Consider the following 13,822-nt stretch of genomic DNA (forward strand, 5'->3'; position numbering starts at 1 on the left):
CTAGAATCGCGGGCACCCGCCCCTTTCTGATTCGAGACCGCTCCAACGATCCATGAATAACGACATTGCGATGCTGCGCCGCGAGCGCTCCCTGCTGGTTCTGCTTGGCCTGATCTGCGTCGCCCTGGTGGGCGGCGCCTTGTACCTGCAGTATTTCCTGCACGAAGACCCGTGCCCGCTGTGCATCATCCAGCGTTATTTCTTTCTGCTGATCGCGGTCTTCGCGTTCCTCGGCGCGCGCTTCAATAGCTGGCGCGGCGTGCGCCTGCTGGAGGTGCTGGCGGCGTTGTCGGCGCTCGCGGGCATCGTCACCGCCGCGCGGCATGTGTACGTGCAGGCCAATCCCGGCTTCAGCTGCGGCTTCGACGCGCTGCAGCCGGTAGTCGACAGCTTGCCTCCCGCCCATTGGCTGCCGGGCGTGTTCAAGGTCGCCGGCCTGTGCGAAACGGCTTATCCGCCGATTCTCGGCCTGACGCTGCCGATGTGGTCGCTGGTCGCGTTCGTGGTGGCGTTCATCCCGCTGGCGCTGAGCCTCGTGCGCAATCGCCGCCGGTTCGTCTGATTTCGCTGCACGCTTAGCTCCTTCCCGCGCTGACACCAGGCCGGACTTCGCGTCGCCCTCCACGGCGGCCGAAGGCCGGCTTTTTTGCGCCTGCGCGGTCCCCGCGCTTACCCCGCCGCCCCAGCCGTGCCCGCCAGACCCCGCCCCGCCGGGCCTCGCGCCATCCCGCCCGCGCCCGCAGCAACTTCCCGGCTTCGCGCGAATCGTACTGACGTGACAAGCGGTCATGACCGTTGCCGCATATGCTTCATGCGATACGGGAAATATTTTCGGCACGCGGTAATGCTATCTTCGGAACTGGATGGCGATCTACGTGCGCGAGGCCGGCTTTGGCGACCCCCTGCGTAACGCGCGCCCGGTCCGCACTGTCTTTCGGATTCGCCATGACAACGCAAACCATCCGCTTTTATCACCAGGGGGCCATCCGCGAGGTCGCGGGCGTCCCGGCTACGCGCACCGTGCTTCAGCACCTGCGCGAGGATGTCCATTGCACCGGCACCAAGGAAGGCTGCGCGGAAGGCGACTGCGGCGCCTGCACGGTGGTCGTCGGCGAACTGGACGCGCGCGGCGCGCTCGCGCTGAAGGCGGTCAACGCATGCATCCAGTTCCTGCCCACGCTGGACGGCAAGGCGCTCTTCACCGTCGAAGACCTGCGCGCCGCCGACGGCGCGCTGCACCCCGTGCAACAGGCGCTGGTCGACTGCCACGGTTCGCAATGCGGCTTCTGCACGCCCGGCTTCGTGATGTCGATGTGGGCGCTGTACGAAAACCAGCCGGCCGACGCCGGCCTGCCCACCCGCGACGAAATCAACGCCGCGCTGTCCGGCAACCTGTGCCGCTGCACCGGCTACCGGCCGATCGTCGAGGCGTCGCAGAAGATGTTCGACTATTCGCAGTACCCGCGCGTGACGCTCGACCGCCAGGCCGTCGCGGACACGCTGCGCGGCCTGCAACGCGACGACACCTTCGAATACGGCGCGCCCGACACGCGCGGCGCGGCGTTCGGCTCATCCACCTTCCGCGCGCCGCTCACGCTCGACGCATTCGCCGCACTGCGCGCAGCCCACCCGCAGGCGCGGCTGCTGGCCGGAAGCACCGACGTCGGCCTGTGGGTCACCAAGCAGTTTCGCGATCTCGGCGACATTCTGTACATCGGCAACGTCGCCGAACTGAAGACCATCGAGCGCGATGCGCAAACGCTAACGATCGGCGCGGCCGTCACGCTCGAAGACGCGTACGCGGCGCTCGCCGCCGACTATCCCGAGGTCGCCGAACTCTGGACCCGCTTCGCGTCGCTGCCGATCCGCAACGCCGGCACGCTCGGCGGCAATATCGCGAACGGCTCGCCGATCGGCGATTCGATGCCGGCGCTGCTCGCGCTCGACGCCGAAGTCGTGCTGCGCCACGGCGCGAAAACCCGCACGCTGCCGCTCGACGCGTTCTACGTCGGTTATCAGAAAACCGCGCTCGCGGCCGGCGAATTCGTCGCGGCGCTGCGCGTGCCGCGTCCGGCGGCCCATTTGCGCTTTCGCACGTACAAGGTGTCGAAGCGTTACGATCAGGACATCTCGGCGGTATGCGCGGCGTTCGCGCTGCATCTCGGTGACGACGGCACGATCCAGGACGCCCGCATCGCGTTCGGCGGCATGGCGGCCACGCCCAAGCGTGCCGCGCAGACCGAAGCCGTGCTGAACGGCGCACCATGGAACGAAGGCACCGCGCGGCAAGCCATGAACGCACTCGCCGCCGATTACCAGCCGCTCACCGACATGCGCGCGTCGAGCGCATATCGGCTGAAGGTGGCGCGCAACCTGCTGTGGCGCTTCCACCTCGAAACGCGCAATGACGCGCCGCTCGCCCTTCTCGACGTGAATGTGTTCGCATTCGCAGCCGGTATGCCGGGACTGTCGGGCACATCGGACGCGACCGTTGCGAAGGAGTCGCCGTGATGAACCGCACTGATGCTTTCGTCGAACACGCCGGCGGGACGCTTGCCGCGAAGCCCGCCGCCGCGCATGACCACGAACACGACGCGGCGATCGGCGTGTCGCTGCCGCATGAATCGGCCGCGCTGCACGTGAGCGGCGAGGCCACCTACACGGACGACATCGTCGAACTGCAAGGCACGCTGCACGCGGCGCTCGGCCTGTCGCGCCATGCGCACGCGCGGATCGTATCGATGGATCTGGACGCGGTCAGACGTGCGCCCGGCGTGATCGCGGTGCTGAGCGCCGAGGACATTCCCGGCGAAAACAATTGCGGCCCGGTGCTGCACGACGACCCGATTCTCGCCGACGGCGAAGTGCTGTATCTCGGCCAGCCGGTGTTCGCGGTGATTGCCGAGAACCACGAACTGGCACGCCGCGCTGCGGCGCTCGCGAAAAGCGACGACGTGATCCGCTACGAACCGCTCGAAGCCATCCTCACTCCGGCCGAAGCGAAGGCCGCCAGGCAGTTCGTGCTGCCGCCGCTGCATCTCAGACGCGGCGATCCCGACGCGAAAATCGCCGCCGCGCCGCACCGGATCACGGGAACGTTCGACGTGGGCGGCCAGGAGCAGTTCTACCTGGAAGGCCAGGTCGCGTACGCGGTTCCTAAGGAAATGGACGGCATGCTCGTCTACAGCTCGACGCAGCATCCAAGCGAAATGCAGCAGGTGGTCGCGCACATGCTCGACTGGCCCGCGCACAACGTGGTGTGCGAATGCCGGCGCATGGGCGGCGGCTTCGGCGGCAAGGAATCGCAGTCGGCGGTGTTCGCGTGCGTGGCGGCGCTGGCGGCGCAACGGCTGCGCCGTCCGGTCAAGCTGCGCGCCGACCGCGACGACGATTTCATGATCACCGGCAAGCGCCACGACGCGGTCTACGAGTATGAAGCCGGCTTCGACGGCGACGGCCGCATTCTCGGCGCGCGCGTCGAAATCGCTTTACGCGCGGGCTATTCGGCCGATCTTTCAGGCGCCGTCGCGACGCGCGCGGTATGCCACTTCGACAACGCGTACTACCTGTCCGATGTCGATATCGTCGCGCTGTGCTGCAAGACCAACACGCAATCGAACACCGCGTTCCGCGGCTTCGGTGGTCCGCAAGGCGCGCTCGTGATGGAAGTGATGCTCGACAGCATCGCGCGTCAGTTGAACTGCGATCCGCTCGACGTGCGCCTCGCCAACTACTACGGCATCGGCGAGCGCGATACCACGCCATACGGTCAGCGCGTCGAGGACAACATCATCGCGCCGCTCACCGACGCGCTGCTCGACAGCAGCGACTATCGCGCGCGCCGCGCGGCGCTCGCGGCCTTCAACGCGGACAGCCCGGTGCTCAAGCGTGGAATCGCGTTTTCGCCGGTCAAGTTCGGCATCTCGTTCAACGTGCCGTTTCTGAACCAGGCCGGCGCGCTGGTGCATGTGTACAAGGACGGCTCGGTGCTCGTCAACCATGGCGGCACCGAGATGGGCCAGGGGCTCAACACGAAGGTCGCGCAGGTCGTCGCCAATCAGTTCGGCTTGCCGCTGTCGCGCGTGCGCGTCACCGCAACCGATACGTCCAAGGTCGCGAATACATCGGCGACCGCGGCCTCGACCGGCAGCGATCTGAACGGCAAGGCCGCCGAGGCCGCCGCGCAGACGATCCGCGCGCGGCTTGCGGAACTCGCGGCCAAACAGCTCGGCGGCAACGCGCAAGACGTGCAATTCGCCCACGGCGCGGTGTCGGTGAACGGCGGCGCGATGCCGTTCGAGCAACTGGTCGGCGCGGCGTATCTCGCGCGCGTGCAGTTGTGGTCGGACGGTTTCTACACGACGCCGAAAGTGCATTGGGATGCGAAAACGCTGACGGGTCATCCGTTCTACTACTTCGCGTATGGCGCGGCGGTGTCGGAAGTGGTGATCGACACGCTGACCGGCGAATGGAAGCTGATGCGCGCGGACGTGCTGCACGACGCCGGCCAGTCGATCAATCCGGCGATCGACATTGGCCAGGTGGAAGGCGGCTTCATTCAGGGCATGGGCTGGCTCACCACCGAGGAGCTCTGGTGGAACCGCGATGGCCGTCTGATGACGCACGCGCCGTCCACGTACAAGATTCCCGCGGTGAGCGATACGCCCGCCGCGTTCAACGTGCAGCTCTACCGGAACCAGAACGCGGAGCCGACCGTGTTCCACTCGAAGGCCGTCGGCGAGCCGCCGTTGTTACTGCCGTTCTCGGTGTTCCTCGCGATTCGCGACGCGATCGCGGCAGCGGTGCCGGGCGCGCAACATGCGCCGCCGTTGCGGGCGCCGGCCACGCCCGAAGCGATACTCGATGCGCTGGACGCGTTGCAGGCCGGGTGCGCAACAGACCCCGCCGCGGAGCCGGCCATCACCGACACGACGGCCTGAAACCGGGCGCCATAAACTGATGCGAATGATCGAAACGAAATGACTCCACGGCCTGACGCGACACGAACGCGCCGGGCCGCACGCAGACTCAAAAGCGCACAAACGCAACCGGCCGCACGGACACCCCGCGCGGCCCCCTCTGGAGAACCGCCGGATGCAAGCCTGGCTACCTGACCTGCAACAACTGCTCGCGCACGGCGACGCCGCCGTGCTGGTGACGGTCGCGCGCGTCGAAGGTTCGGCGCCCCGCGAAGCCGGCACCAAGATGATCGTCACGCGCGACTCGGCCAGGCATACGATCGGCGGCGGCCACCTCGAATGGAAAGCAATCGAGACCGCGCGCCAGGTGCTGCGCGACGGCATGCGCTCGCCGCACATGCGGAGGCTTGAGCGCTTCGCGCTCGGCCCGAGCCTCGGCCAATGCTGCGGCGGCGCGGTGATTCTCGCGTTCGAGCGGCTCGACATCGGCGACCTCGGCTGGATCACGTCGCTGGCAAAGCGCGTGGCCGCCGGCCTTTCGACGGTGCGTAGCGTATCATTCGGCCCCGCACCGGATGCGGTGATGCTGTCCGACCCCGAGCCGGGTGTCGATGCCGCCGACTGCTTGCTATGGGACGGCGCCGGTTTCGACGACAGCAGCGCGCTGCTCACCGAAACCATCGCGCCGGGCGACTTCGCCGTCGTGCTGTTCGGCGCCGGCCACGTGGGCGCCGCGCTGGTGCGCGTGCTGGCCACGCTGCCCTGCACGGTCCGCTGGGTCGACGAGCGCGATGCGCAGTTCCCGCCCGTCGAATCGCTGCACGCGCCGAACGTCAAGCTCGATCCGAACGACGCGCCCGACGAAGCCATCGATGAGGCTGCGCCGCACACGTACTTCATCGTGATGACGCACAACCATGCGCGTGATCTCGAGTTGGCCGAGCGCATTCTGCGGCGCGGCGACTTCGCGTTCTTCGGCATGATCGGCTCGCACAGCAAGCGCAAGCAGTTCGAACACCGGCTGGCGGCGCGCGGCATCGACCCGTCGCGGATCGCGCGGATGAAGTGCCCGCTCGGCGTCGACGGCATCGTCGACAAGTCGCCGGAAGTGATCGCGATCTCGGCGGCCGCGCAGGTGCTGCAAGCCGTCGAGGCGAACGCGGGCGCGCATCATCACACGACCCAGGCGGTGTGAAGCGCGGCGTCGCGGCTATCGCCACATCGCCGCGCATCCGCTGTCGATCAGATCCGGCGCGAACCGACTCCAACAAACTCATAACCGACCATGACTACAACGACCGCTACCACCCCAACGCTCACCGATAAAACCGCGCGGGCTCCGAAGGCCGAGCTGCATATCCATATCGAAGGCTCGCTCGAACCCGAGCTGATCTTCGCGCTCGCCGAGCGCAACGGCGTGAAGCTCGCGTATGACTCGATCGACGCGTTGCGCGCGGCGTATGCGTTCACCGATCTGCAATCGTTCCTCGACATCTACTACGCGGGCGCGAGCGTGCTGCTGCACGAGCAGGACTTCTACGACATGACGATGGCGTACGTCGAACGCTGTCTTGCCGACAACGTGGTTCACAGCGAAATCTTCTTCGACCCGCAGACGCATACAGAACGCGGCGTGCCGATCGCGACCGTGGTGGCCGGCATCGAACGCGCGCTCGCCGAGGCGGAAGAGCGCGGCATGTCGAGCAAGCTGATTCTGTGCTTCCTGCGCCATCTGTCGGAAGAGGACGCGCTCGCCACCTTCGAAGAAGCGCGGCCGCTGTTCGAGCAGTACAAGCATCGGCTGATCGGGGTCGGGCTGGATTCGTCGGAGCGCGGCCATCCGCCTTCGAAGTTCGAGCGCGTGTTCGCGAAGGCGCGCGCGCTCGGTCTGAAGCTCGTCGCGCATGCGGGCGAGGAAGGTCCGCCCGCGTACATCTACGAAGCGCTCGATCTGCTGAAGGTGGACCGCGTCGATCACGGCGTGCGCAGCATCGAGGACCCGGCGCTCGTCACGCGGCTGGCCGACTCGCGCGTCGCGTTGACTGTGTGTCCGCTGTCGAACCTGAAGCTGTGCGTGTTCGACGACCTCACCAAACACACGCTGAAGGACCTGCTCGATCGCGGCGTCGCGGTGACGGTGAATTCCGACGACCCGGCCTACTTCGGCGGCTACGTCAACGCCAACTACTTCGCCACCATCGACGCGCTGAAGCTCGACGATGCCGAGGTCTACACCATCATCCGCAACGGCTTCGAAGCGTCGTTCGTGACCCCCGAGGAACGCAGCGCGCTGATCGCGAAACTCGACGCGCACTGGCATCAAAGCGGCCCGCACTGACGGGCCGATATAAGGCAGCCGGCGGCGGCGCGGGTTCTCTGGGGAGCCCGCGATAAACCACTGTCCGCGCTGCTCGGCTTTTCACATTCGGAGACGGTTTTTCCATGACTCAATCGACTAACCCGGCCAGCCCGGCCAAAGCAGCGCAGTCGGCATTTCGCGCGCAACTGCTGACCTTCAACGGCGACCCCGCGCAATCGCCCGATGCGGCGGTCTTCCACGAGGACGGTCTGCTGATCGTCGAAGACGGTCATGTGGCGGCGGCGGGCGCGTATGCGGCGCTCGCGTCGCGGCTCGCGCCGGGCACCCAGGTAGAGGACCTGCGCGACAAGCTGATCGTGCCGGGTTTCATCGACACGCACATTCATTTCCCGCAAACGGACATGATCGCGTCGCCGGCGCCGGGTTTGCTGCCATGGCTCGACACCTACACGTTCCCGACCGAGCGCCGCTTCGCCGACCCCGCGTATGCGCGTGACACCGCGAGCTTCTTCGTCGACGAACTGCTCGCGTGCGGCACGACCACCGCGCTCGTGTACTGCACGGTCCACAAGGAATCCGCCGACGCGCTCTTCACCGAGAGCGACGCGCGCAATCTGCGGATGGTGGCGGGCAAGGTGCTGATGGATCGCAACTGCCCCGAGTTCCTGCGCGACACTGCGCAATCGGGCTACGACGACAGCGCCGAGCTGATCGGCCGCTGGCACAATCGCAGGCGCCAGATGTACGCGCTCACGCCGCGTTTCGCACCGACTTCGACCGAAGCGCAGCTCGAAGCGTGCGGCGTGCTGGCGCGCAAGCATCCGGATGTGTTCATCCAGAGTCACGTCGCGGAAAACACCGACGAAGTGAAATGGGTCGCCGATCTGTTCCCCGGCCACCGCAGCTATCTGGACATCTACGATCACTACGGCCTGCTGCGCCGCCGCGCGGTGTACGGTCATTGCATCTACCTCGACGAGGAGGACCGCAAGCGCATGGCCCAAACCGGCACGGTCGCCTCACATTGCCCGACCTCGAACCTGTTTCTCGGCAGCGGCCTGTTCGACTTCGACAAGGCCGACGCGGCGGGCATGCCGATCGCGCTGGCAACCGACGTCGGCGGCGGCACCTCGTTCTCGATGCTGCAAACGATGAACGAGGCGCACAAGGTCGCGCGTCTGGGCGGCCATCATCTGAGCGCCACGCGGATGTTCTATCTGGCGACCGCGGGCGCGGCCGAAGCGCTCGACCTCGCGGACAAGGTCGGCACGTTGAAGCCGAACTCGGAAGCGGACTTCGTCGTGCTCGATCCGCAGGCGACGCCGCTGCTCGCGCGCCGCACCGCACGCAAGGAATCGCTGGAGGAGTTGCTGTTTGCGTTCGCGCTGCTCGGCGATGATCGCGCGGTTTATGAAACGTATGCGGCCGGCAAGCGGGTGCATCGTCGTGACGACGCGCGGCAGCATGCGCAGGGGGCGGCGAGAATCGCGGCTTGATGGTGCGTGGATCGATTCACGCGGCTGGATAAGAAACGGCGCTTCGTTCCCGAAGCGCCGTTTTTATTTGCTCTGGATTCCAGATCAATTTGTGGCGCCACTCATCGCTGCACACACACCGCATGCAACGCCGTGAGCCGTCGCACCGGATCGGCGACATACGGATTCGATTCATCCCACGCGTATCCCGCTAGCACCGCGGTGATCATGCGCCGGATCGACGGCGCCTGATCCGGATGATAGATGATGTCCTGCAACTCGCCGGTGTACCAGCGCTCGACGAACGCGCGGAACGTGTCGATGCCCTTGCGCAACGGCACGTCGTAGTCCGCGGACCAGTCGACCGCCGCGCCGTCCAGTTGCCGGTTCAGCGTGTGCGCCGCGAGATGCGCGGAACGCAGCGCGATCGTCACGCCGGACGAGAACACCGGATCGAGAAATTCGCCCGCATTGCCGAGCAGCGCGTAGCCGGGCCCATGCAGACGCTCGACGTTCGCCGCGTACCCGCCGATATGACGCACCGGCATCAAGAACGGCGCGCCGCCGATCAGCCGGTTCAGCGTCGACTCCTGCTGGATCAGCGCGCGCAGCGTCGCGTCGCGCTCCGCTTCGGGCACGTCGAGAAAGCTGGCCTCGGCGACACAGCCCACCGACGAGCGCCCGCCCGCCAGCGGAATCATCCAGAACCACACGTCGCGGCGCTCGGGATGCGTCGCGATGCAGATCTTGTTGCGATCGCTCGCGTCGACCGGAATGCCGTCGCGCACGTGCGTGAAGAGCGCGGCGCGCGTGGGCATGCGCGTCGGCGATTCGAGATTCAGCAGACGTGGCAGCACGCGCCCGAAACCGCTCGCGTCCAGCAGGAAGCGCGCTTCGATCTGGTATGCGTTGTCGGCTTCGTCGACCACGTCGACGAGCGGCATGAGACCCGTATGGACCGCGCGCACCGTGTGGCCGAAGCGCACGTCGGCGCCCTGCCCGGCGGCGCAGCGAATCAGGATGTCGTCGAACACCGCGCGCTCGACCTGATAGGTGGTGCCCCACCCGGGCGAATGCTTGTCGCGGAAGTCGAACGACGACGACTGGTCGCGATACACGAAGTGCGCGCCGTTCTTGTACTGGAAGCCCGCTTCGACCACGGCTTGCAGCATGCCGGCCTCTTCGAGGTAGGCCATGCTTTGCGGCAGCAGGCTCTCGCCGATCGAGAAGCGCGGAAAATGCTGACGCTCCAGCACGAGGACCGAACGGCCCGCTTTGCGTAACAGCGCGGCTGCGACCGCGCCGGACGGACCGGCGCCGATGATCGCGACGTCGACGGTGGTCCGCTTTGACGAATGTTGATTCACGTGTACCTCAGTGCGTGCAAATGCGTGCTTGCAAATGCGTGGGTTTGCCTGCGCGGCGCGGCCATCTCAAGCGCCCTGCCATGCTTCGAACATCAGGCTCGCGCAACTGCCGCCGAACCCGAATGACACCGACAACGCCGTGTCGATGCGCGCGGCGCGCGTCGCGCGCACGAGCGGCATGCCGCGCACTTCCGGCTCCGGTGTCCCTGTATCCGCCGTGCCCGCGATGAACCCGTCGCGCATCATCAGCAGCGTGTAGATCGCCTCGTGCGCGCCGCACGCGCCAAGCGAATGCCCGGTCATGCCTTTGGTCGACGAAAACGCCGGCACCGGCTGCCCGACCACTGCGCCGAATACCTCATTCAACGCGCGCAGTTCCTCGAGATCGCCGAGCGGCGTCGACGGCGCGTGCGTGTTGACGTAGTCGGGGCGCTTGCCGGCTTCGTCCAGCGCGCCGCGCATCGCCCGCGCAATGCCTGCCGCGCGCGGCGCGACCATGCCGGCGCTGTCCGTGCAAGCGCCGAATCCGGTGAGCTCCGCATAGATGCGCGCGCCGCGCGCCACCGCGTGATCGAGCGCTTCGAGCACCAGCACGCCGCCGCCCGACGCGATCACGAAACCGTCGCGCTGCGTGTCGTACGGACGCGATGCATGCTGCGGCTCGTCGTTGAAGTGGCGCGACAGCGCGCCCATCGCGTCGAACAGCAGCGTCGTGTTGTCGTGCAGCGCGTCGCTGCCGCCGGCCAGCACGATCTGCTGCCGGCCGGTCTGGATCAACTGCATCGCCTGGCCGATCGCGAGCGCCGAGGTCGTGCACGCCGATGACGGCGAATAGCTCACCCCTTCGAGCCCGAACAGCTGCGCGACATTGGCCGACGCGGTGCTGCTCATCGTCTGCGGCACGGTGTACGGCGGCACCTTGTCGACGCCGCGCGCGTGCGCGATCGCCAGCGCCGCGTCGTAACTCGACAGCGAGCCGACGCCCGAGCCGATCACCGCGCCCGCGCGCGGCGAGCGCATCACGGCCGCCGCGAGCCCGGCATCGTCGATCGCGTGGCGGGCGGCATGGCACGCGAAGCGCGCGGTGTCGCCCATGAAGCGTTCGAGTTTGCGCTCGAACGGCGGCTCTTGCGCGACCGACGCGACGCCCGCCACCTGCGACGCGAACCCGCGCTCGCGCCACGCGTCGATCCGCTCGATGCGCGAGCGGCCCGCGCGCAACGCGGCGGCCACATCGTCGAGCGTATTGCCGAAGCACGACACGATCCCCATGCCGGTGACGACCACGCGTTGCAGCGCGACGCTCATCGGACGCGCCTGAAAATCAGCGACGTGTTGATGCCGCCGAACGCGAAGTTGTTGCTCATCACATGTTCGGCGTCGATCTCGCGCCCCGTGCCGACGATGTAGTCGAGCGTCGCACACGCCGGATCGAGGTTGTCGAGATTGAGCGTCGGCGCGAACCAGTTGCGCTTCATCATCTCGATGGTCCACCACGCTTCGAGCGCGCCGCACGCGCCGAGCGTATGGCCGACGTAGCTCTTGAGCGAACTGATCGGCATGCGCGCGCCGAAGGTCTGCGCGGTCGCGTGGCTTTCGGCGATGTCGCCGCGATCCGTCGCGGTACCGTGCGCGTTCACGTACGCGATCGCGTCCGCCGGCAGTTGCGCGTCGCGCAGCGCAAGCTGCATCGCGAGCGCCATGGTGTCGGCGGTCGGCTGGGTCATGTGCGCGCCGTCCGAGTTGCAGCCGAAGCCGACGATCTCCGCGTGAATCCGCGCGCCGCGCGCCACCGCGTGCTCGTATTCTTCGAGCACCAGCGTCGCCGCGCCTTCGCCGACCACGAGGCCGTCGCGCGCGGCATCGAAAGGACGCGGCGTCAGATGCGGCGCATCGTTGCGCGTGCTGGTCGCGTACAGCGTGTCGAACACCGCGACCGCCGGGCCCGACAGTTCCTCCGCGCCGCCCGCCAGCATCAGCGTCTGCTTGCCGGACTGGATCGCCTCGAACGCGTAGCCGATCGCCTGGCTGCCCGACGCGCACGCGCACGAGGTCGGAATGATGCGCCCTTTCAGATCCCAGAACAGGCTGACGTTGACCGCCGTGGTGTGCGGCATCATCTGCACGTAGCTGTTCGACGTCACGTTGTTCATCGAGCCGGTTTCGAGCATCGTGCCGAACGCGCGGATCGGCTGCACCGAGCCCGACGACGAGCCATACGCGACGCCCATGCGGCCATCGGCGATGCTCGGGTCGTCGGCGAGGCCCGCGTCGGCGAGCGCCAGCTCGCTCGCGCGCACCGCATACATCGACACCGGCCCCATCGCGCGCGTCTTCTTTCGCGGATAGTGGGCGGGCACGCTGAAGTCCGGCAGCGGACACGCGAGCCGCGTATGCAGCGACTCGAAGTAATCCCACTCGGGCATGCGCCGCACCGCATTTGCGCCGCTTTTCAGGCGCGCTTCGATCGCGTCCCAGCTATCGCCGAATGCGGTGACGCCGCCCATGCCGGTAATGACGACGCGCTTCATCACACCATCCCGCCGTTCACGCCGATCACCTGGCGCGTCACATACGAGGCCGCATCCGACATCAGGAAGCTGACCACCGACGCAACTTCTGCTGGCTGACCGACGCGGTTCATCGGCACCGTCTTCAATGCCTGTTCGAGCGGCATCTGCTCGAGCATGCCGGTTTCGATCAGACCCGGCGCGACGCAATTGACGGTGATGTTGCGCGACGCCAGCTCCACCGCGAGCGCCTTGGTCGCGCCGATCAGCCCGGCCTTCGCTGCGCTGTAGTTGACCTGGCCGCGATTGCCCATCACCCCCGACACCGATGCGATCGTGACGATGCGCCCGCCGTTGCGGGCGCGCACCATCGGCATGGTGAGCGGATGGACGACGTTGTAGAACGCGTCGAGACCCGTCTCGATCACGATGTCCCAATCTTCTTCGGTGAGCGCGGGAAACGCGGCATCGCGCGTCACACCCGCGCTGCACACGATGCCGTAGTACGGACCGTGCGCGGCGACATCCGCTTCGAGCACGGCGCGGCATGTGGCGCGTTCGCGCACGTCGAATTGCAGCACGCGCGCCGTGCCGCCTTGCGCGGCGATGCCCGTCGCAACCGCGTCGGCTTCGCTGCGTCCCGTGCGGCAATGCACGCCGACCGCGAAGCCATCGGCGGCCAACTTGTACGCAATTGCGCGGCCAATGCCGCGGCTTGCGCCGGTAACGAGAACACGCCGGCTCATGAACTGACACTCCCTTCGATGAATGACTGAAAATCGGGCGGTTGAAAAATCTTGATGACGGCTTCGGCGCAACACACGCCGTCTTCGTGGATCGTGCATTCGTACGCGCCGTGGCCCGCTTCGGCACGCAGCAGCTCGCTCACGTGGATCAGCAGATGCGCGCCGCGGGCGAACGCCGGCCGCAGCGCGTGGTAGCTGCGCGAGCCGAGCAGCACGCCCGGCCGCGCGCGGCCGCCGCCGCGCATCGCCAGCAGCGCGACGTGCGCGGCGATCGCCTGCGCCATCAGTTCGATGCCGATCCACGCGGGCATCGCGCCGTCGGCGCCGGCGTACCACGCGTGCGGGTCGACGGTGGCGCGCGCGTTCAGCGTGGTGTCGCTGAAGCTGTCTACGCCGTCGATCAGCAGCATGGTGCCGCGATGCGGGATGATCGCTTCGATCGGTTGCTGCACGAGTTGCTCGTCGCCCGGTGGCGGAGTCGTCAT

11 protein-coding genes are annotated in these 13,822 nt (G+C 67.2%); 6 read left to right on the forward strand and 5 right to left on the reverse strand.

Annotation, left to right across the window (positions count from 1 at the left end; genetic code table 11):
• Positions 1 to 52: 52 nt before the first annotated feature.
• From FVF58_RS31400 to guaD, 6 genes are all read left to right on the forward strand, one after another.
• Positions 53 to 562: a disulfide bond formation protein B gene (locus FVF58_RS31400; protein WP_149673659.1), complete on the forward strand. Its 510-nt coding sequence runs from the start codon at positions 53 to 55 to the stop codon at positions 560 to 562.
• A 383-nt stretch (positions 563 to 945) separates the two neighbouring features.
• The gene (xdhA, locus tag FVF58_RS31405) at positions 946 to 2,511 is read left to right on the forward strand and encodes a xanthine dehydrogenase small subunit (protein WP_149673660.1); all 1,566 of its coding nucleotides are present in this window, start codon (positions 946 to 948) and stop codon (positions 2,509 to 2,511) included.
• Positions 2,511 to 4,940, forward strand: a complete 2,430-nt coding sequence (gene xdhB, locus FVF58_RS31410; RefSeq protein WP_149673661.1) for a xanthine dehydrogenase molybdopterin binding subunit — start codon at positions 2,511 to 2,513, stop codon at positions 4,938 to 4,940. The genes xdhA and xdhB overlap by 1 nt, the downstream gene beginning before the upstream one ends.
• 154 nt (positions 4,941 to 5,094) lie before the next feature.
• Positions 5,095 to 6,114, forward strand: a complete 1,020-nt coding sequence (gene xdhC / locus FVF58_RS31415; protein WP_149673662.1) for a xanthine dehydrogenase accessory protein XdhC — start codon at positions 5,095 to 5,097, stop codon at positions 6,112 to 6,114.
• A gap of 90 nt (positions 6,115 to 6,204) precedes the next feature.
• Positions 6,205 to 7,257 (forward strand): adenosine deaminase, encoded by a 1,053-nt coding sequence (locus FVF58_RS31420; RefSeq protein ID WP_149673663.1) that lies wholly within the window; start codon positions 6,205 to 6,207, stop codon positions 7,255 to 7,257.
• Between the two features lie 104 nt (positions 7,258 to 7,361).
• Positions 7,362 to 8,735 carry a guanine deaminase gene (gene guaD, locus FVF58_RS31425; RefSeq protein ID WP_149673664.1) on the forward strand — a complete coding sequence of 458 codons (1,374 nt, stop codon included), beginning with the start codon at positions 7,362 to 7,364 and terminating at the stop codon, positions 8,733 to 8,735.
• A 101-nt stretch (positions 8,736 to 8,836) separates the two neighbouring features.
• Here the strand turns inward: guaD and FVF58_RS31430 are convergent, their stop codons facing one another.
• The 5 genes from FVF58_RS31430 to FVF58_RS31450 all read right to left on the reverse strand — a co-directional run bounded on the left by FVF58_RS31430 (position 8,837) and on the right by FVF58_RS31450 (position 13,822).
• A complete protein-coding gene (locus FVF58_RS31430) occupies positions 8,837 to 10,081 on the reverse strand; it encodes an NAD(P)/FAD-dependent oxidoreductase (RefSeq protein WP_149673665.1) in 1,245 nt (414 codons plus the stop codon).
• 66 nt (positions 10,082 to 10,147) lie between these two features.
• Positions 10,148 to 11,389 (reverse strand): beta-ketoacyl-[acyl-carrier-protein] synthase family protein, encoded by a 1,242-nt coding sequence (locus tag FVF58_RS31435; protein WP_149673666.1) that lies wholly within the window; start codon positions 11,387 to 11,389, stop codon positions 10,148 to 10,150.
• Complete coding sequence (locus tag FVF58_RS31440; protein ID WP_149673667.1) at positions 11,386 to 12,612, reverse strand: beta-ketoacyl-ACP synthase; 1,227 nt, start codon at positions 12,610 to 12,612, stop codon at positions 11,386 to 11,388. Before FVF58_RS31440 ends, FVF58_RS31435 begins: the two co-directional genes overlap by 4 nt.
• The gene (locus tag FVF58_RS31445) at positions 12,612 to 13,337 is read right to left on the reverse strand and encodes a 3-ketoacyl-ACP reductase FabG2 (RefSeq protein WP_149673668.1); all 726 of its coding nucleotides are present in this window, start codon (positions 13,335 to 13,337) and stop codon (positions 12,612 to 12,614) included. The genes FVF58_RS31440 and FVF58_RS31445 overlap by 1 nt, the downstream gene beginning before the upstream one ends.
• Positions 13,334 to 13,822, reverse strand: coding sequence for a hotdog family protein (locus FVF58_RS31450; RefSeq protein WP_149673669.1), 489 nt, complete (start codon positions 13,820 to 13,822; stop codon positions 13,334 to 13,336). The genes FVF58_RS31445 and FVF58_RS31450 overlap by 4 nt, the downstream gene beginning before the upstream one ends.

The organism is Paraburkholderia panacisoli (assembly GCF_008369935.1).
Taxonomy (GTDB): Bacteria; Pseudomonadota; Gammaproteobacteria; order Burkholderiales; family Burkholderiaceae; genus Paraburkholderia; species Paraburkholderia panacisoli.